This is a genomic window from Lentzea sp. NPDC005914, from assembly GCF_040629405.1.
Lineage (GTDB): Bacteria > Actinomycetota > Actinomycetes > Mycobacteriales > Pseudonocardiaceae > Lentzea.
Genome location: NZ_JBEXVQ010000008.1, coordinates 76,515 through 93,929, shown reverse-complemented (window position 1 = coordinate 93,929; position 17,415 = coordinate 76,515). Strand labels below are relative to the sequence as shown.

The window sequence follows — 17,415 nt, the reverse complement described above, 5'->3', positions numbered from 1 at the left end:
GACTATGAGCGAGCGCACCTGGCCTTCGCTGCTCAACAGACTTCTCGACGGCGTCGACCTGACCGCCGACGACACGTCCTGGGGCATGGACCAGGTCATGTCGGGCGAGGCGACGCAGGCGCAGATCGCGGCGTTCATCGTCGCGTTGCGCGCCAAGGGCGAGACGCCGGAGGAGATCGACGGCCTCGCCACGATGATGCTCAACCACGCGCGCCGCTTCACCGTGGACGTGCGGGCGACCGACATCGTGGGCACCGGCGGCGATCATTCCGGTTCGGTGAACATTTCGACAATGGCCGCGATCATCACGGCCGCCGCGGGCGTGCCCGTGGTCAAGCACGGCAACCGCGCGGCGTCGTCCCAGTGCGGCACGGCGGACGTGCTGGAGGCGCTGGGCGTCGCGATCGACCTGCCGCCGGAGGGTGTCCAGGCGACGGTGCGGGAGCTCGGCATCGGTTTCTGCTTCGCGCCGGTGTTCCACCCCGGCTTCCGGCACGCGGGCCCGGTGCGGCGTGAGATCGGCATCCCGACGTCGTTCAACCTGCTCGGCCCGCTGACGAACCCCGCGCAGCCCTCGGTCGGCCTGATCGGCTGCGCGCGGGCTTCCGCCGCGCCGCTGATCGCCGGCGTGTTCGCCCGCCGCCGCAACACCGCCCTGGTGGTGCGCGGCGACGACGGTCTCGACGAGATCACCACGACCACGACGACGTCCGCCTGGCTCGCCCAGGACGGTGTCGTGCGCACGGAGACGATCGACCCGGCCGTGCTCGGGGTGAAGCCCGCGCGCGAGGAGGACCTGAAGGGCGGCGACGCGTCCGTCAATGCCCAGGTGGTCCGCGACCTCGTGGCCGGCAAGACCGGTTCGGTGCGCGACGCGGTGCTCGTGAACGCCGCCGGGGCCATCGCGGCGCACGGCGGGTTCTCCGACGACCTGCACGCCGATCTGACGGCCTCGCTGGGCCGCGCGGCCGACGCCATCGACTCGGGCAGGGCGGCGACGCTGCTGAGCCGCTGGGTGGAGCTCTCACGAGGTTTGAAGGGGTAGAGGGCGTTTCCGGTCACGCGTCGTCGCCGACGCGTGACCGTGCTCGCACGGCCGCCGTATCGGTGTAGTCCGAGCGAGTGATGGGCCGGAGATGCGCACCACGTGGTAACGCGGCGGCAATCGCCACCTGGAATGCTGGAGGCATGGTCCTCTACCCGGTGATGAAGCATGTCGTCGCGCGCGCAGCCCGTCTTGTCTACCGCCCGGTGGTCGACGGTCTGGAGAACATCCCCACCGACGGCCCGGTCATCCTCGCGGCCAACCACCTCAGCTTCATCGACAGCGTCGTGATCCCCATGGTGGTCCCGCGGCGCGTGTCGTTCCTCGCGAAGGCTGAGTACTTCACCGGTACCGGGATCAAGGGCTCGCTGTCGCGCTGGTTCTTCTCGTCGCTGGGCCACGTGCCGGTGCACCGCGGCAAGGGCCGTGACGCGCGCGCCGCGCTCGACACCGCCGCCGAGATCCTCGCGGGCGGTGCGGCCATCGCGATCTACCCCGAGGGCACGCGCTCGCTCGACGGCATGCTGCACCGCGGCCGCACGGGTGTCGCCCGCATGGCGCTCGAGTCCGGGGCCCCGGTCGTGCCGGTCGGCATCATCGGCACGGACAAGGTGCAGCCCGTCGGCCGCAAGATCCCGAAGATCGTGCCCGTGACGGTCCGCTTCGGTGAGCCGCTCGACTTCAGCCGCTACGACGGCATGCAGGACTCCCTGCCGGTGCTGCGCAGCGTCACCGACGAGATCATCTACCGCATCCTGGACCTGAGCGGCCAGGAGTACGTCGACGCGTACCAGAAGACGCCGGTCGCCGCGTAAAGCGCCAGCGCCGCATCCAGGACCTCGCAAGGGCCCTTCCCGCCGTCACGGCAGGGAGGGCCCTTTGCGCTGTATGCGATATATCGGACACTGCACTGATATACCGGCTATCGGCCGATATATCGCATACGGGATATCGGGAAAGGCACAGGTAGAAGAGCGCGCGATATCCGATATCCCGTATGCGATACATCACATGGTGGATATCGGCATCGGAAACGCCGGAAACGCCTGAGGCCCCCTCCGTGACGGAGAGGGCCTCAGGAAGTGATATCCGATATATGGGATACCGGGTCGTGATCAGGTCAGTCGTGGTTCGGGCCGGTGTGGTACTCGAACACCAGGCCGCCGACCATGATCAGCACCATGATGATGGCGATCACCAGCAGCCACACGTGCCAGAACGCCACCGCGAGACCGGCGGTCGCCGCCGCGGCCGCGAGACCGATCGGCCAGTACGAGCCGGGGCTGAAGAAGCCCAGCTCACCGGCGCCGTCGGAGACCTCGGCCTCGGGGTTGTCCTCCGGCCGCACCTCGATGCGACGGGCCACGAACCGGAAGTAGGTGCCGGTGATGAGGGCCAGGCCACCGGTCAGCGCGAGCCCCACCGTGCCGGCGGGCTCGACGTGGCCGGTCGCCGCGTGCGTCCAGTAGCCGTAGACGACGGCCATCAGGAACGAGAAGGCCATCACCAGTTCGAATACGCGAGCTTCGATCTTCATCGCGAGGCGTGTCCCTACTTCTGACCGCCGCCGGAGGCCTCGCGGGCCGTCCGGTCGGTGTTGAACGGGGTGGTCGTGGTGGCCAGCGGCGCGCACAGCTCACCGCAGTTGACCTGCGACAGCGCCTCGGCCGTGGTGTACGGCTTGCCCGTCTTCGCGTTGACCTCCTTGCGGAGCTCCATGTACTTGTCGAAGTCGGCCTCGTTCAGGGCGCGGACCTCGAAGTTCATCACCGCGTGGTAGGAGCCGCACAGTTCGGCGCAACGGCCGACGAACGCACCGGGACGGTCGATCTGGTCGATCTGGAAGACGTTGTCCTGGTTGTTCTTCTCAGGCATCGGGAAGACGTCGCGCTTGAAGTGGAACTCCGGCACGAAGAACGAGTGGATGACGTCGGTCGAGCGCAGCTTGAACTGAATGCGCTTGTGCGCCGGCAGCACCAGGATCGGGACCTCGCCCGAGGTGCCGACCGTGCTGACGACGTTGCCCTCGTCGGTCTTGTGGTCCGGGTACTGGAACTCCCAGTTCCACTGGAACGCGATCACGTCGACGTTCACGTCGGGCTTGCCCGACTTGTCCGTGACGTAGTTCTGGGTGATGGCGGTGAAGTAGAACAGGACCGCCACGATCACCGTCGGCACGACGATGAGCACGATCTCCAGCGGGAGGTTGTACGCCGTCTGACGCGGCAGCTCTTCCGACTTCTTGCGGTGGAACACCACAGACCACAGGATCAGGCCCCACACGATGACGCCGACGACGAGCGCGGCGATCACGGACCAGGTCCAGAGCTCGCGCATCCTCTCGGCCTGCGGCGTGACGGCCTGCGGCCATCCGAAGCGCAGCACCTCGTCCGTGGAGCAACCGGTGGCCCCGATACCGACCAGGCCGACCAGCCCGGCGGTCTTCGCCAGCCGGGATGCCCTGGTGCCCTCCTTCAGGCCCACTGCTCGCCCGCCTCCTCGTTCACAACTACTGGCCATGCCAACGGATCAAGCGGGAGCGTAGCCCAGCGCAACCTCGCTCACCCCTTGGGGGCACCGCCGCTGCGGTGCAGTTTCGGTCACATAGAGCGCCTTCGGCATACTGAAGACTTCCCCGTCGAATTTCTTGAGAGGTGCGAGAGCCTTGTGCGGCCTGGCAGGACTTGTTTGCCCTAGCGAGAACGAGGCCGAGACCGCGCGCCCGGCGGTGGAGGCCGCCCTGCGCTGCATGCGCCACCGCGGCCCGGACGAGAGCGGCACCCGGCGGGTCGACGAGGTCGTGTTCGGCTTCAACCGCCTCGCCATCATCGACATCGAGCACTCCCACCAGCCCCTGACGTGGGGCCCGCCGGAGTCGCCGAGCCGGTACACGATCAACTTCAACGGCGAGATCTACAACTACCTCGAACTGCGCGCCGAGCTCACCGAGAAGTACGGCGCGGTCTTCCACACCGACGGTGACACCGAGACGATCGTCGCGGCGTACCACTACTTCGGTGCCGCGGCGATCACGAAGCTGCGCGGCATGTTCGCCTTCATCATCTGGGACGCCGAGCGCCGGATGCTTTTCGGCGGCCGCGACCCGTTCGGCATCAAGCCGCTGTACTACGCGCAGGGCCAGGGCGGCGTCGCCTTCTCCAGCGAGAAGAAGATCCTGCTGGAGATCGCGCCCACGCTCGGCATCGAGCCGAAGATGAACGTCAAGGGCCTGCAGCACTACCTCACGCTGCAGTACGTGCCCGAGCCCGCGTCGCTGCACGACCGGATCTTCCGTGTCGAGTCCGGCCACTCGTTCACGCTGGAACCGGGCGAGGCGCCCAAGTTCGAGCGCTACTTCCCCGCGAGCTTCAAGGTGCGCACGGTCCGCAGCGAGGCGCAGGCGGACGCGCTGTACGACGAGATCACGGCGGCGCTTCGCGACTCGGTCGCCAAGCACATGCGCGCGGACGTGACGGTCGGCTCGTTCCTGTCCGGCGGCATCGACTCGACGGTGGTCGCGGCACTGGCCAAGGAGCACAACCCGGACCTGATCACGTTCACGACGGGCTTCGAGCGCCAGGGCTTCTCCGAGGTCGACGTGGCCGCGGAGTCGGCGGCGCTGATCGGCGTGAAGCACGTCGTCCGCACGGTCAGCGCGCAGGAGATGATGGACTCCTTGCCGCTGATCACCTGGTACCTCGACGACCCGGTGGCCGACCCGGCGCTCGTGCCGTTGTGGTTCATCGCCCGTGAGGCGCGTCAGCACGTGAAGGTCGTCCTGTCCGGTGAGGGCGCGGACGAACTGTTCGGCGGGTACACGATCTACCGCGAGCCGTTGTCGCTGGCGGCGTTCGAGAAGGTGCCGGGCGCGCTGCGCAAGGCGATGGGCAAGGTCTCGACGAAGATCCCGCAGGGCGTGCGCGGCAAGGACCTCCTGCGTCGTGGCGCGCTCTCGCTGGAGGAGCGCTACTACGGCAACGCGCGCATCTTCCTCGACCCGCAGCTGCGCGAAGTTCTGCGCACGTACGACCCGAACGTGTCGCACATGAACGTCACGGCCCAGCCGTACCGCGAGTCGCAGAACTGGGACCCGGTCACGCGCATGCAGCACGTCGACCTGTTCACGTGGCTGCGCGGCGACATCCTGGTCAAGGCCGACAAGATGACCATGGCGAACTCGCTGGAGCTGCGCGTCCCGTTCCTCGACCCCGAGGTCTTCAAGATCGCCTCGCAGATCCCGAGCGAGCTGAAGATCACGAAGGACACGACGAAGTTCGCGCTGCGCAAGGCGATCCGCGACATCGTGCCCGCGCACGTGCTGAACCGCCGCAAGCTCGGCTTCCCCGTGCCGATCCGGCACTGGCTCAAGGACGAGATGCACGACTGGGCCGTCGACATCGTGCGCACGTCGCAGACCGACCAGTACCTCGACAAGCACGCGGTGCTGCGCCTGATCGAGGAGCACCGCTCTGGCGTGCTCGACCACAGCCGCCGCATCTGGGCGCTGCTGGTGTTCATGATCTGGCACGGCATCTTCGTCGAGGGCCGCATCAAGCCGGTGGTGCCGGAACCGCACTACCCGGTCAAGCTCTAACGGTCAGGGCCCCTCCTCGGAGGGGCCCTTTCGTTTACCTGCGTCCCTGCGCACTGCACATCGCATACGAGCTGACGATGGTCTCCGGCGACGCCATCAGCTCCAGGTAACGGTCGAACTCGTCGTCGGACAAGGGCAGCTTCGCGCGCACCTGACGCGCGGTGGCGGCGAGCAGACGGCAGCCTGGTGAGCCGCCCTCCCACTCCTGCACCTCGCGCGAGCCGCTGACGTCGCGCAGGCCGGTGTCGAGCAACGCCTTCTCGATGCGCGCGCCCCACGCCAGCTCCGCGCCGGCCTGTTCGAGCAACGTCAGCAGGGCGTTCTTCACCCGCATGATCAGCTTCGCGTCGTCGGGGGCGGCTTTGAGCACTTCGAGCGGGAGGCAGTCGAACTCGTCGAGCACGAGCCAGCCGCCGGGTCGCAGCGAGTCGCGCAGCTTGCGCAGGACGGCGTCGCGGGCGGGGAGGTGGAACAGCACCAGGCGGGCGTGGACCAGGTCGAACGCGTTGCCAGGCAATATATTGGATACCACGTCGTGCTCCAGGACCGTGACGTTGTCGCGTTCCTCGAGCCGCGAGACGTCCAGGTCGGTGACCGTCACGTGCCCGGACGGCGCGACGACGTCGGCGAGCCAGTTCGCCACCGATCCCCCGCCGCCCCCGATCTCGAGACAGCGCCAGCCGTCCGCGATGCCGAGCTGCTCGACGCGGGCGAACGTGCCCGCGTCGAGCAGGGAGCTCAGCGCGTCGAACTGCGGGTCGAGCAACTCACCGGTGCCACCGAACAGGTACGTCCCCATTGTCCGATCATGGCAGGACGGGAGCGATCTCCTCAGCAGCATCCGCACCAAACGCGCCGCGGATGCGCGCGAGAGCCGCCTCGCGGTCCAGCACCCACTCCTGCGTGCCCACGGTCTCGAGCACCTCGACGGCGATCAGCGAACCGAGCTGAGCTGCGCGCTCGATGCTCAGACCCGCGGTGATGCCGGCCAGGAAACCCGCGCGGAAGCCATCGCCGACGCCGGTGGGGTCGGTCTTCGCGACCTCGGGGACCGCGGGGACGTGCAGCGAGAAGCCGTCCTTGTCGACGATCTCGACGCCCTTGGCGCCGAGCGTGGTGATGCGCTTGCCGACGCGGGCGAGGACGTCGGCCTCGGTCCAGCCGGTCTTCTGCAGCAGCAGTTCCCACTCGTAGTCGTTGCTGAAGAGGTACTCGGCGCCCTCGATGAACGCGCGCGCCTGCTCGCCGTCCATGCGGGCCAGCTGCTGCGACGGGTCGACGGCGAACTTGTAGCCGCGCTGGCGGCACTCGTCGGCGTGCCGGAGCATCGCGGCGGGGTCGTCGGGGCTGATCACGACGAGCTCGACGTTCTCGACGCGGTTCGCGATCGGCGCGAGCTCGATGTTGCGCGCCTCGGCCATCGCACCGGCGTAGAAGGAAGCGATCTGGCACATGTCGTCGTCCGTCGTGCAGACGAACCGCGCGGTGTGCGCGACGTCGGACACGTACACGCCCGACGTGTCGACGCCGTGCCGCTCGAGCCACGAGCGGTAGTCGTCGAAGTCCTTGCCGACGGCGCCGACGAGCACCGGGCGCACTCCGAGGACACCGAGGCCGAACGCGATGTTCGCGCCGATCCCACCGCGCCGGACCACGAGGTCGTCGACCAGGAAGCTCAGGGACACGCGGTCGAGACGCTCCGCGACCAACTGGTCCGCGAATCGGCCCGGAAAGTGCATCAGATGGTCGGTCGCGATGCTGCCGCACACGGCTACCGGCACGTCGGCTCCTCTTTCCCTTGTTGCTCTAGGTGACAACTCACCCGGACGAGTGCAGCTGTGAAGACTACCGTTTGGTAGGGCTACCGCAGGTCAGACCGCAGACATACGGTCGGGGCGTGACGATCCCTGAGGCGACCACGATGAGTGAGCTGATCGAGGACTGCGCGGAGCTCCCCTTCGCTCTGACGCATCCCGAGCACCCCCTTCCCGCCCCGCGCGCGGCTGCGCCCTGGCAGGTCGACGAGCGGTGCACCCACCAGGTCGAAGGCCTGGCCGAGTATGGCGTCTGACCGTCTGGGCTGATCCCCAGTCAGGTTCCCGGTACACAGCGCGAGGCCGCGTTCCCGTCAGTGCGGGAACGCGGCCTCGCGCGTTTGTTCGCCTTAGTGGAACGAGTCGCCGCAGGCGCACGACCCGCCGGCGTTCGGGTTGTCGATCGTGAAGCCCTGCTTCTCGATCGTGTCCACGAAGTCGATCACGGCACCTTCGACGTACGGCGCGCTCATGCGGTCAACGGCGACCTTCATGCCGTTGAAGTCGACCAGCGCGTCACCGTCGAGCGAGCGCTCGTCGAAGAACAGCTGGTAGCGCAGGCCGGCACAACCGCCGGGCTGGACGGCGATGCGCAGGTGCATGTCGTCGCGGCCCTCCTGGTCGAGCAGCGCCTTCGCCTTGGAGGCTGCCGCATCGGTCAGCGTCACGCCGTGGGTCAGCGCCTCGGAGGTCGAAGCGGCATCCTGAGCGGTCGTCATGGCTCTCCTAAGAGGTCCTTTGCGGGCGGTTCGCCCCTCAACAACACGGGCGTTCCCCGCTTTGTTCCACTTCCATGGTCCCACAAGGGCACCCCATGTCACCCCAAGTGGGCACTGTCACGTAGACCACCCTCAAGCCAGCCGATATATCAGCTCGCTCACCGTGCCCACTCACTCGGCTCGTTCACTCGGCGTGCCGCCGGATCGCGGGATGAATCTTCAGGTGGAGTTGCCGCTGCTGGTCGCGGTGTTCGTCGAGCCGCTCCGGCTCGACCATCAGCATCTCGCCGATCTTCCCGTCCGGCCATCCCTTCGCCCGAGCGGCGTCGATGAAGCTCGCCTCGGACTGGGCCGCCGTGATCCGCGCGCCGAAGATCGCCTGAAACCAGATCTCCATCACGTCGTCCGGCGGCACCGCACCCCGTTGCGCGGCGAAGTTCAGCGCCACCAGCTGGTCCGGCTTGAGCATCACCGCGCTCTCCTCGCCGAACACTTCCTCCAGCCACGCGTCGACGCGCGCACTCCGTTCCATCAGATTCCCCCAATGCTGATGCGGCAGCTAGATCCTCTAACCCGAGCTAACGCGACCACTGCCTGGCTACGTGCCGGGCCGTTGCAATGAGACTTTTGCCGGCGTCCGCAATCGACTTTTGCACAGAGCCGACGTGGTCGGAGACCGAGTAGGCCTCCTGGACGCCCGCGGCGCCCATCTCGCGGCGACCGACGGTCACCTGGCCGGCGATGGCGATGCACGGGATGCCGCGCTCGGCGGCGCCGCCGGCGACGGCGGTGATGAGCTTGCCGCGCAGTGACTGCCAGTCGAAGCTGCCTTCGCCGGTGACGACGACGTCGGCGTTGTCGAGGGCGGCGTCGAGGCCGGTGAGCTCGCGGACCAGACCGGCGCCGGACTTCATCGTCGCGCCCAGTGAGAGGAGTGCGGCGCCCAGGCCGCCTGCTGCTCCGGCGCCCGGTATATCGGATACGGGTTTGAGGACGTCCATCGCGGCGAGCTTGGCTTCCAGGCGTTCGACGGCCTCCGGGGAGGCGCCCTTCTGGGGACCGAACGTGTGGGCCGCGCCGTGCGGGCCGAGGAGCGGGTTCTCGACGTCGGACGCGGCGACCAGCGATATATCGGTCAGGTCGACGCCGGAGTTGGACAGAGCGTCGGACAGCGCGGCGAGCATGCCGGCGCCGCCGTCGGTCGTGCCGGAGCCGCCGAGTCCCACCGTGATGACATCGTTGTCATCCGCAGCTGCCGCGATGAGTTCGCCGACGCCTCGCGTCGTTGCCGTCTCGCAGGCTTCCGGGCGGAGTTCCGCCTGGATGAGGTGAAGGCCGCATGCCTCCGCGGACTCGATGTATGCAACGCGTCGACCGCCGGTGTGCACGCTGAGCCAGCGGGCTTCGACCGGGGTGCCGAGCGGGCCCGTGACGCTGATATATCGGATATCGGCGGCCACGCCAGCTGCCGACATCGCCGCATGCAGGACGTCTACGAAACCGGGGCCTCCGTCGGCGAGAGGGCGTTCGGTGATGGCGTCGTCGGGTTTGGCCTCGCGCCAGCCGGTGGCGATGGCGTCGGCGGCCTCGCGGGCGGTCAGGGTGCCGCCGAAGCAGTCCGGAGCGATGAGTACGCGCACCTCGCGAAAGGTACAGAAAAACCACTGCCCTACCCTGGTGCTGTGAGGTTCCTGCGCCGCAATGCCGACGACACCGCCACCGCCGAGACGCCCGAGTCCGGCGCCGAGTTCGCCGACCCCGTTGAAAAGGGGCGTACGGCGGCCAAGGGCAAGGCCACGCCCAAGAGGCGTGAGGCTCAGGGTCGGCGCAGTGGCCCGGTTCCGCCGCCTCCCCGCACGCAGCGCGAGGCGTTCAAGCGCATGCGCGGCAACAAGGTGAGCAAGGAAGAGCGCCGTGCCGCGGCCACCGAGCGTCGTCAGCGCATGATGGCGGGCGACGACAAGTACCTGCTGCCGCGCGACCGCGGTCCGGTGAAGGCATACATCCGCGACCTCGTCGACTCGCGCCGCAACCTCATGGGCCTGTTCATGCCGCTCGCGGTCCTGGTGTTCGTGGCGCTGCTGACGCCGTCGCTCGCCGTGCAGCGGTACGCGACGCTGGCGACGACGTTCATGCTGCTCGCGATGGTCATCGAGGGTCTCGTCCTCGGACGGCTCGTCACGAAGAAGGTCCGGGCGAAGTTCCCGACCGAGCCGATCAAGGGCCTCTCGATCGGCTGGTACTCGTTCATCCGCGCGAGCCAGCTGCGCAGGCTTCGCGTGCCCAAGCCGCGGGTGAAGCCCGGCGAGGCCATCAAGTAGTTGCGCGAGAAGCGACGCAGGCTTCAGCTGCCGGAGAAGCCGCGGTGGAACCACAACGAGTGGTACCGCCGCTGGCTGCTCCGGCAGTTGCCGTCCCGGGTCGGATCAGCGCTGGACGTCGGCTGCGGGCTCGGTGACCTCGCGCGGTCCATCAACGCCGACCAGGTCACTGCGATCGACGCCAGCGAGCGCATGATCGAACGGGCGAGCGCGACCAGCGACAGGATCAAGTGGATCCACGGCGACGTGCTCACCCATGACCTGGGGCGCTACGACGTCGTCACGGCCGAGGCGAGCCTGCACCACTTGCCGTTGCGAGAGGGTCTTACCAGGCTCGCCGAGCTGACCAAGCCGGGCGGAACGCTGATCGTCATCGGGCTCTACATGATGTCGACGAACGCGGACCGGGCGATGGAGCTGGTGACGTTGCCGGCGAACGCGCTCGTCGGTGTGGCGAAGGCCCTCAACGGCACCGGTGGCACGCCGCACGACACCGAGATGCCGGTGGTGATGACCGCTCCGACGTTGCCGGAGATCCACGCGGTGGCGGCGGAGATCGTGCCCGGAGCGCGCATCCGCAGGCACCTGTTCTGGCGATATTCGCTGGTCTGGCACGCACCCGAAGTTCATTAGCAGTACGAACGATTTCGGTTTAAGCTCCGATGTATGAAGTTCCGTCGACTCGGCCGCAGCGGCCTGTCCATCAGTGAGATCTCGTACGGCAACTGGCTCACGCACGGTTCCCAGGTCGAGGAGGAGCAGGCCCACGCTTGCGTGAAGGCGGCCCTCGAGTCGGGGATCACGACCTTCGACACCGCCGACGTCTACGCGAACACGGCCGCGGAGTCGGTGCTCGGCCGGGCGCTCAAGGCTGAGCGGCGCGAGTCGCTGGAGATCCTGACCAAGGTCTACTGGCCGACCGGTCCCGGCGGCGCCAACGACCGCGGCCTGGGTCGCAAGCACATCATGGAGTCGGCCAACGCGTCGCTCAAGCGCCTGCAGACCGACTACGTCGACCTGTACCAGGCCCACCGGTACGACCACAGCGTTCCGCTGGAAGAGACGATGCTGGCGTTCGCCGACCTCGTCCGCCAGGGCAAGGTCCTCTACGTCGGTGTCTCCGAGTGGACCGCCGAGCAGATCACCCGCGGTGCCGCGCTGGCTCGTGAGCTGCAGGTGCCGTTCGTGTCGCACCAGCCGCAGTACTCGATGCTGTGGCGCGTCATCGAGCCGCAGGTCATCCCCGCGTGCGAGCGCGAGGGCCTCAGCCAGATCGTCTTCTCCCCTGTCGCGCAGGGCATTCTGACCGGCAAGTACCTGCCGGGTGCCGAGGTGCCGGAGGGCTCGCGCCTCGCCGACGCGCGCGGTTCGCAGATGATCTCGCGGTGGATGCGGGACGACGTGCTCAACGCCGTGCAGCAGCTCAAGCCGATCGCCGAGGAAGCCGGCGTCACGATGGCGCAGCTCGCCGTCGCGTGGGTGCTCGAGAACCCGAACGTCGCGTCCGCGATCATCGGCGCCTCGCGTCCGGAGCAGGTCTTCGAGAACGTCAAGGCGATCGACGTCGAGCTCGACGACGACGTGCTCAAGCAGATCGACAACGTCCTCGAGGGCGTCATCACCGACGACCCGAGGCTCACCGCCCAGGGCTAGTTGACGGGGTGCAGGCTCATCGGGCCGTACACCTCGGACTCCGAGCGCAGCAGCGTGACCTGTTCGACCCCGGCGTCGAGCAGGTCACGCCACTGCGCGCTGAACCAGTCCTCGGCCTCGGTCTGCTCGGTGAAAGTCACATCCGGGCCCGCGACGTCGCGTCCCTGTGCATCCTGGTAACGCCAGCGGAACTCCATGGGACGAAGGCTAACCCTTGTCATCTCGCACTCTCGTGCTCGGCGGAGCGCGTTCAGGCAAGTCAGCGCACGCGGAAGGCCTGCTCACCGACGCGGCCGTGACTTACGTCGCAACCGCTCGCCGCTACCCCGACGACCCGGACTGGGACGCGCGCATCGCGTCGCACGTCGCCCGGCGTCCGTCCACCTGGCACACGGTCGAGGCGTCCGCGCCGCCCGACCTGCCCGCGCTGCTCACCGCCACGCAGTACGACGACCCTCCGATCCTGGTCGACGACCTCTCGACGTGGCTGGTCGGCGTGCTGGACGACGCCGACGCGTGGGAGGGCAACGGCACGGATTCAGTCGAACGCGACGTCGACGAACTCGTGCGCTCGGTCGCCACGTGCCGGGCACGACTCGTGCTCGTGACGGCGGAGGTCGGCCTCGGCGTCATCCCGTCGACGCGCTCAGGCAGACTCTTCCGCGATCACCTCGGTGCGCTCAACGCGCGCGTCGCCGAGGTGTGCGACGAGGTGCTGCTGCTCGTCGCCGGCATCCCCCTGAAACTGCGATAGGAGCGCCCAGGTGAGCACCGAGTTCCCGCCGGTTGAACCGCCGGACGAGACCGTTCTGCGCGAGGCCGAGGCCCGGCACGCGGTGCTGACCAAGCCGGTCGGCTCGCTCGGCAGGCTCGAGGAGCTGGGCAACTGGATCGCGGCGTGCCAGGGCGTCGTGCCACCGAAGCCGTTCGTGCGGCCTCGCGTCGTCGTCTTCGCGGGCGACCACGGCGTCACCGCGCAGGGCGTGTCGGCGTTCCCGAGCGAGGTGACCGGCCAGATGGTCGCGAACTTCCTGACCGGCGGCGCCGCGGTGAACGTGCTCGCGCAGGTCGCGGGCGCCACTGTGCGCGTGGTCGACATGGCCGTCGACTCGGACACCCCGGCTGCCGTCAGCGCGCACAAGGTGCGGCGCTCGTCCGGGTCGATCGACCGCGAGGACGCGCTCACCCGCGAGCAGTGCGAGCAGGCGATCGCGGCCGGGCGCGCCATCGCCGACGAGGAGGTCGACGCGGGCGCCGACGTGCTCGTCGCGGGCGACATGGGCATCGGCAACACGACTCCGGCCGCCGTGCTGATCGCGTCGCTGACCGGGTCGGAGCCGGTCGCGGTCGTCGGCCGCGGCACCGGCATCGACGACCAGGCGTGGATGCGCAAGACGGCGGCGATCCGGGACGCGCTGCGCCGGGCCCGCCTGGTGATCAGCGACCCGATCGCGTTGCTCGCGACCGCCGGTGGCGCCGACCTCGCCGCGATGGCCGGGTTCCTGGCGCAGGCCGCTGTCCGGCGGACGCCTGTCGTGCTCGACGGCGTCGTCGTCGGGGCGGCCGCTGTCGTCGCCGAGGAGCTGGCGCCGGGTGCGCGCGAGTGGTGGGTGGCCGGGCACCAGTCGGCCGAGCCCGCGCACGCGATCGCCCTCGGGCACCTCAACCTGAAGCCGCTGCTGGAGTTCGAGATGCGGCTCGGCGAGGGCTCCGGTGCGGTGGCGGCGCTGCCGTTGCTGATCGCGGCCGTGAAGGTGCTCGCGGAGATGGCGACGTTCGAGAGCGCCGGCGTCACGAACCGCGAAGACACGACCCGAGAAGACACGGCCCCAGAAGACACGGCCCAGCAAGACCCCGCCCAAGAAACCACGAACGAAGAAACTTCGACTGGGTGAAGCTCGCGTTTTCCTGGCTGACGGTCCTGCCGCTACGCGTCGACAACGTCGATCGCAAAGCGGCAGGGCGGGCCATTGCATACACGCCGATTGTCGGCGTTCTGCTCGGCGCGTTCGTCGTCGGCGTGCTCGAGTTGTTGGCTGTATGCGATATATCGCCGCTGGTAGCCGGGTTCTTGGTCGTCGGCGTCGTCGCGCTGTCGACACGCGGTATGCACTTGGACGGTCTTGCGGATACTGCAGACGGTCTGGGATGTTACGGGCCGCCGGAGCGTGCTCTGAAGGTCATGAAGGACGGCGGCGCCGGGCCGTTCGGCGTCGTCACGCTGATCGTCGTGCTCGGGGCGCAGGCCGCCGCACTCCCCCAGGCTCACTGGGGCGTCGTCGTGCTCGCGTTCGCGACGAGCCGGGCCGCGTTCGGTGTCTGCTGTATGCGGAATGTGCCCGCCGCACGGTCTGAGGGACTAGGCGCACTTGTAGCCGGTACACAGCATCCAATGCTGGTCGTCGGCACGTGGGTGGTGCTTGCGGCTGCGGCGGTTCCGCTCGGATGGCGCGCGGTCGTCGCCGTCGTCGTCGCTGGCGCGCTCGTGTGGGGGCTGGTGAAGCACACCGGAAAGCGTTTCGGCGGCATCACCGGTGATGTGCTCGGTGCTGCCGCCGAAATCGCGCTTCTGGCCGTGCTGGTGATCGCTTAAGAGTGCAGGCCTAGGAGTGGAGAACCGTCATCCAGCCGTGGGCGTCGGCGACGTGGCCGTGCTGGAGGCCGGTCAGGCGCTCGCGCAGCTTCATCGTCACCGAGCCGGTGCCGCCGTCGGCGACGTCGAACTCGCCGCCGGCGTGCTTGACGTGACCGACCGGCGTGATGACCGCGGCCGTGCCACAGGCGAAGACCTCGGTGAGCTCACCGGAGGCGTTGGCCTTCTCCCACTCGTCGGTGGAGATGCGGCGCTCCTCCACGGACAGGCCGAGGTCGGAGGCCAGCTGCAGCAGCGAGCTGCGGGTGATGCCGGGCAGCAGCGTGCCGGTCAGCTCCGGGGTGACGACCTTGTCGCCGAAGACGAAGAACAGGTTCATGCCGCCCATCTCCTCGACCCAGCGGCGTTCCACCGCGTCGAGCCAGACGACCTGGTCGCAGCCCTTTTCGGCGGCTTGTGCCTGGGCCACGAGGGAAGCGGCGTAGTTGCCGGCGAACTTGGCCGCGCCGGTGCCACCGGGGGCCGCGCGCACGTACTCGGTCGAGAGCCACACGCTCACCGGGCGGACACCGCCCGCGAAGTAGGAGCCGGCGGGAGAGGCGATCAGCACGAACAGGTACTCGGACGCGGGTCGCACGCCGAGGCCCTTCTCCGTGGAGATCATGAACGGCCGCAGGTAGAGGGACTCCTCCTCGGCCGCGGGCACCCAGCGGTCGTCGACCGCGAGGATCTGCCGCACCGACTCGAGGAAGAGCTCGTCGGAAAGTTCGGGCATCGCCATGCGGCGGGCCGAGGCGCGGAAGCGTTCGGCGTTGGCCTCAGGGCGGAAGGACGCGATCGAACCGTCGGGCTGGCGGTAGGCCTTGAGCCCTTCGAAGATCGCTTGGCCGTAGTGCAGCACCATTGCCGCGGGGTCGAGCGAGAGAGAGCTGTAGGGGCCGACTTCGGCGTCGTGCCAGCCCTTCTCCCGGTTCCAGCGGATCGTCACCATGTGGTCGGTGAAGTGCTGCCCGAAGCCCGGCTTGGCAAGTACCTCCGCTACGCGCTCCGGGGTCGCCGGGTGCGGGTGGGGAGTCCGGGTGAAAGGCAACTCGCTCGTCATGAGAGCACGGTAACCCGCTGGTCGGGATACGGAAAATCGTCTTCTCAAAACTCGGACGTCCTACTAAGTCACGCTTGTGGTGAGAGTCGTTAGAGTCTCCGGCCATGACCAAGGGGGAACGATCTTCGACGGGTGCCGACGTGCGCACCGTGCTGCAGGCCGCGCTGCTCGTCGTGGGCACCGGCATGACCGTGATGGACGGCTGGGTGCTCGGCGGGGTGGCGGGCATCGTGGTCGCGGTGATCTTCGCCGCGGGCTTCCTGTTCGCCTACTACTCGATCAGCAAGGGCAGCGAGCCGACCAACGGCCGCATCACAGGGCTTGCGGTGTGCGTTGGCGTGACGCTGCTCGTTTTCCTCTCAGTACTGCTGTCGAACCGATGAGGCCCGTCCCCGCGCCCAGTCCCGCGAGGGAGATGAGCAGCGCGGGGATCGGCATGCTCATCGCGAGCAGCACCGAGAGCCCGAGTCCGAGGCACGCCGTGCGCATCGGCCACGTGCGGTCGTTCTGCAGCAGCACTCGAGCCGACGCGTTCGTGAAGGCGTAGTAGAACAACGTCGCGCACGCCGCCACGCCCAGCGCGGTCGCGATCGGCATGAGGACCACCGCGAGAGCGACGGCGACAACAACGACGAGCGAGAGCGCACCGGGCTTGAGGCGCGTCGGAAGGTCGCCGTCCTCGACGAGCCCCGTCAGCGTGCGGTGTGCGGACGAGAGAACGAAGTGCATTGCGGCCACACCGGCGACCGCTGCCGCGATCTGCACCAACGGCACCAAGGCGGACGCGTCTGCCGCGGTGAGTGCGTCTCGCAGCGGCGCCGGTGACAACGCGAGGCGCGCGCTACCGAGCTGACGCAGCACACCGGCACCCACGGCGAGATAGACCACAAACGACAGTCCGATCAGGATCGGAATCGCGAACTTCAGCACGGACGGCGAGTGCGGCCGCTCGCCGCGATGGGGCGCGGTGATGCGTTCGAAACCCGCGAACGCCATGAACATCAGGCCCACGACGCCGACGAGCTCGTTGACCGTGCCCGTCTCTCCCGCCGACGGCACCGGTTCGATCGAGAAGCTCGAAGCCACCACGAGCGCGAGCACACCGAGGACCACCACGGACACGAGCGCGCTGACACCCGCGCTGAAGCGGAACCCCACCACGCCGAGCAGCGCCGTGCCCGCGACGAGAGCGAGCGCACCGATCACCGGCTGGTCCGGCACCACGTACGCGCCGAACATCAACGCCACCGCCGCCGCCGTGGCACAGCGGCCGAGCAGGTGAGCGCTCGCCGTCATCCGTGCGGGCCACACGCCGAGCTGCGCGCGCACATATCCGTAGCCGCCGCCGACGTCCGGGTAGGCGCGGGACTGGTCGGCTGTCGAGAAGGCCGAGCACAGCGCGGCGAACGCGGAGAGGGCGAGTGCGGGGAGCACCCACCAGCCCGCAAGGCTTGCGGCTGGGGCGAATCCGGCGAAGACCCCCGCTCCGAGCACCGCGGGGAGACCGAGCGCGACCGTGGCAACGATCTCGCGAGGCTTGTGGGTCACCGGTACACATTCGCAGATGTGGCATC

General features: G+C 68.5%; 21 protein-coding genes. 11 read left to right on the top strand and 10 right to left on the bottom strand.

The annotated features are described in order from the left end of the window. Window positions 1-4: 4 nt before the first annotated feature. A complete protein-coding gene (gene trpD / locus ABZ345_RS13565) occupies window positions 5-1,045 on the top strand; it encodes an anthranilate phosphoribosyltransferase (protein WP_359846932.1) in 1,041 nt (346 codons plus the stop codon). 143 nt (window positions 1,046-1,188) lie between these two features. After that, the gene (locus ABZ345_RS13560; RefSeq protein ID WP_359846929.1) at window positions 1,189-1,860 is read left to right on the top strand and encodes a lysophospholipid acyltransferase family protein; all 672 of its coding nucleotides are present in this window, start codon (window positions 1,189-1,191) and stop codon (window positions 1,858-1,860) included. Window positions 1,861-2,165: 305 nt separating this feature from the next. Here the strand turns inward: ABZ345_RS13560 and ABZ345_RS13555 are convergent, their stop codons facing one another. Both ABZ345_RS13555 and coxB read right to left on the bottom strand, forming a co-directional pair. After that, complete coding sequence (locus ABZ345_RS13555) at window positions 2,166-2,582, bottom strand: cytochrome c oxidase subunit 4 (RefSeq protein WP_359846926.1); 417 nt, start codon at window positions 2,580-2,582, stop codon at window positions 2,166-2,168. A 14-nt stretch (window positions 2,583-2,596) separates the two neighbouring features. Continuing rightward, on the bottom strand, window positions 2,597-3,529 hold the full coding sequence (coxB, locus tag ABZ345_RS13550) for a cytochrome c oxidase subunit II (RefSeq protein ID WP_359846923.1): 933 nt from the start codon (window positions 3,527-3,529) through the stop codon (window positions 2,597-2,599). A gap of 181 nt (window positions 3,530-3,710) precedes the next feature. Between coxB and asnB the strand changes: the two genes are divergently transcribed. Beyond that, a complete protein-coding gene (asnB, locus tag ABZ345_RS13545) occupies window positions 3,711-5,639 on the top strand; it encodes an asparagine synthase (glutamine-hydrolyzing) (RefSeq protein WP_359846920.1) in 1,929 nt (642 codons plus the stop codon). Window positions 5,640-5,673: 34 nt separating this feature from the next. Here asnB and ABZ345_RS13540 read toward each other — a convergent pair whose 3' ends face one another. After that, entirely contained in the window at window positions 5,674-6,438 is a 765-nt protein-coding gene (locus tag ABZ345_RS13540) for a methyltransferase domain-containing protein (RefSeq protein WP_359846917.1), read from the bottom strand. Between the two features lie 7 nt (window positions 6,439-6,445). Beyond that, window positions 6,446-7,378, bottom strand: coding sequence for a carbohydrate kinase family protein (locus ABZ345_RS13535; RefSeq protein ID WP_359847503.1), 933 nt, complete (start codon window positions 7,376-7,378; stop codon window positions 6,446-6,448). A gap of 158 nt (window positions 7,379-7,536) precedes the next feature. Here ABZ345_RS13535 and ABZ345_RS13530 point away from each other — a divergent pair, with 158 nt between their 5' ends. After that, the gene (locus ABZ345_RS13530) at window positions 7,537-7,710 is read left to right on the top strand and encodes a hypothetical protein (RefSeq protein ID WP_359846914.1); all 174 of its coding nucleotides are present in this window, start codon (window positions 7,537-7,539) and stop codon (window positions 7,708-7,710) included. Between the two features lie 93 nt (window positions 7,711-7,803). On the opposite strand, the gene ABZ345_RS13525 is transcribed toward ABZ345_RS13530, so the two are convergent. The 3 genes from ABZ345_RS13525 to ABZ345_RS13515 form a co-directional block, all read right to left on the bottom strand. Beyond that, the gene (locus ABZ345_RS13525; protein ID WP_359846911.1) at window positions 7,804-8,172 is read right to left on the bottom strand and encodes an iron-sulfur cluster assembly accessory protein; all 369 of its coding nucleotides are present in this window, start codon (window positions 8,170-8,172) and stop codon (window positions 7,804-7,806) included. A 184-nt stretch (window positions 8,173-8,356) separates the two neighbouring features. Continuing rightward, entirely contained in the window at window positions 8,357-8,704 is a 348-nt protein-coding gene (locus ABZ345_RS13520; protein ID WP_359846908.1) for a hypothetical protein, read from the bottom strand. A 46-nt stretch (window positions 8,705-8,750) separates the two neighbouring features. Continuing rightward, the gene (locus ABZ345_RS13515) at window positions 8,751-9,812 is read right to left on the bottom strand and encodes a glycerate kinase (protein WP_359846905.1); all 1,062 of its coding nucleotides are present in this window, start codon (window positions 9,810-9,812) and stop codon (window positions 8,751-8,753) included. 42 nt (window positions 9,813-9,854) lie between these two features. Between ABZ345_RS13515 and ABZ345_RS13510 the strand changes: the two genes are divergently transcribed. From ABZ345_RS13510 to ABZ345_RS13500, 3 genes are read left to right on the top strand one after another with little or no spacing between them, the layout of a single operon-like run. Beyond that, window positions 9,855-10,493, top strand: coding sequence for a DUF3043 domain-containing protein (locus ABZ345_RS13510; RefSeq protein ID WP_359846902.1), 639 nt, complete (start codon window positions 9,855-9,857; stop codon window positions 10,491-10,493). Further along, complete coding sequence (locus ABZ345_RS13505) at window positions 10,494-11,126, top strand: methyltransferase domain-containing protein (protein WP_359846899.1); 633 nt, start codon at window positions 10,494-10,496, stop codon at window positions 11,124-11,126. Window positions 11,127-11,159: 33 nt separating this feature from the next. Next, a complete protein-coding gene (locus ABZ345_RS13500) occupies window positions 11,160-12,146 on the top strand; it encodes an aldo/keto reductase family protein (protein WP_359846896.1) in 987 nt (328 codons plus the stop codon). Here ABZ345_RS13500 and ABZ345_RS13495 read toward each other — a convergent pair. Next, window positions 12,143-12,343: a hypothetical protein gene (locus tag ABZ345_RS13495; protein ID WP_359846893.1), complete on the bottom strand. Its 201-nt coding sequence runs from the start codon at window positions 12,341-12,343 to the stop codon at window positions 12,143-12,145. The two genes, ABZ345_RS13500 and ABZ345_RS13495, sit on opposite strands and share 4 nt — an antisense overlap. 17 nt (window positions 12,344-12,360) lie before the next feature. Here ABZ345_RS13495 and cobU point away from each other — a divergent pair, with 17 nt between their 5' ends. The 3 genes from cobU to cobS are packed head-to-tail and all read left to right on the top strand — an operon-like array spanning window position 12,361 to window position 14,739. Beyond that, window positions 12,361-12,900: a bifunctional adenosylcobinamide kinase/adenosylcobinamide-phosphate guanylyltransferase gene (gene cobU, locus ABZ345_RS13490; RefSeq protein WP_359846890.1), complete on the top strand. Its 540-nt coding sequence runs from the start codon at window positions 12,361-12,363 to the stop codon at window positions 12,898-12,900. Between the two features lie 10 nt (window positions 12,901-12,910). Next, complete coding sequence (gene cobT, locus ABZ345_RS13485; protein WP_359846887.1) at window positions 12,911-14,041, top strand: nicotinate-nucleotide--dimethylbenzimidazole phosphoribosyltransferase; 1,131 nt, start codon at window positions 12,911-12,913, stop codon at window positions 14,039-14,041. Beyond that, window positions 14,038-14,739: an adenosylcobinamide-GDP ribazoletransferase gene (gene cobS / locus ABZ345_RS13480; protein ID WP_359846885.1), complete on the top strand. Its 702-nt coding sequence runs from the start codon at window positions 14,038-14,040 to the stop codon at window positions 14,737-14,739. Before cobT ends, cobS begins: the two co-directional genes overlap by 4 nt. A gap of 10 nt (window positions 14,740-14,749) precedes the next feature. On the opposite strand, the gene ABZ345_RS13475 is transcribed toward cobS, so the two are convergent. Then, window positions 14,750-15,841, bottom strand: coding sequence for a branched-chain amino acid aminotransferase (locus ABZ345_RS13475; RefSeq protein WP_359846882.1), 1,092 nt, complete (start codon window positions 15,839-15,841; stop codon window positions 14,750-14,752). A gap of 104 nt (window positions 15,842-15,945) precedes the next feature. Here ABZ345_RS13475 and ABZ345_RS13470 point away from each other — a divergent pair, with 104 nt between their 5' ends. Then, window positions 15,946-16,224, top strand: coding sequence for a hypothetical protein (locus tag ABZ345_RS13470; protein WP_359846879.1), 279 nt, complete (start codon window positions 15,946-15,948; stop codon window positions 16,222-16,224). Here the strand turns inward: ABZ345_RS13470 and ABZ345_RS13465 are convergent. Continuing rightward, entirely contained in the window at window positions 16,154-17,389 is a 1,236-nt protein-coding gene (locus ABZ345_RS13465; protein WP_359846876.1) for an amino acid permease, read from the bottom strand. The genes ABZ345_RS13470 and ABZ345_RS13465 overlap by 71 nt on opposite strands. Window positions 17,390-17,415: the final 26 nt, after the last annotated feature.

Coding starts and splice junctions, on each gene's coding strand:
- trpD (WP_359846932.1), top strand. CDS start 5: ATGAGCGAGCGCACCTGGCCTTCGCTGCTCAACAGACTTCTCGACGGC.
- ABZ345_RS13560 (WP_359846929.1), top strand. CDS start 1,189: ATGGTCCTCTACCCGGTGATGAAGCATGTCGTCGCGCGCGCAGCCCGT.
- ABZ345_RS13555 (WP_359846926.1), bottom strand. CDS start 2,582: ATGAAGATCGAAGCTCGCGTATTCGAACTGGTGATGGCCTTCTCGTTC.
- ABZ345_RS13540 (WP_359846917.1), bottom strand. CDS start 6,438: ATGGGGACGTACCTGTTCGGTGGCACCGGTGAGTTGCTCGACCCGCAG.
- ABZ345_RS13535 (WP_359847503.1), bottom strand. CDS start 7,378: ATGCACTTTCCGGGCCGATTCGCGGACCAGTTGGTCGCGGAGCGTCTC.
- ABZ345_RS13525 (WP_359846911.1), bottom strand. CDS start 8,172: ATGACGACCGCTCAGGATGCCGCTTCGACCTCCGAGGCGCTGACCCAC.
- ABZ345_RS13520 (WP_359846908.1), bottom strand. CDS start 8,704: ATGGAACGGAGTGCGCGCGTCGACGCGTGGCTGGAGGAAGTGTTCGGC.
- ABZ345_RS13500 (WP_359846896.1), top strand. CDS start 11,160: ATGAAGTTCCGTCGACTCGGCCGCAGCGGCCTGTCCATCAGTGAGATC.
- ABZ345_RS13495 (WP_359846893.1), bottom strand. CDS start 12,343: ATGGAGTTCCGCTGGCGTTACCAGGATGCACAGGGACGCGACGTCGCG.
- ABZ345_RS13475 (WP_359846882.1), bottom strand. CDS start 15,841: ATGACGAGCGAGTTGCCTTTCACCCGGACTCCCCACCCGCACCCGGCG.
- ABZ345_RS13470 (WP_359846879.1), top strand. CDS start 15,946: ATGACCAAGGGGGAACGATCTTCGACGGGTGCCGACGTGCGCACCGTG.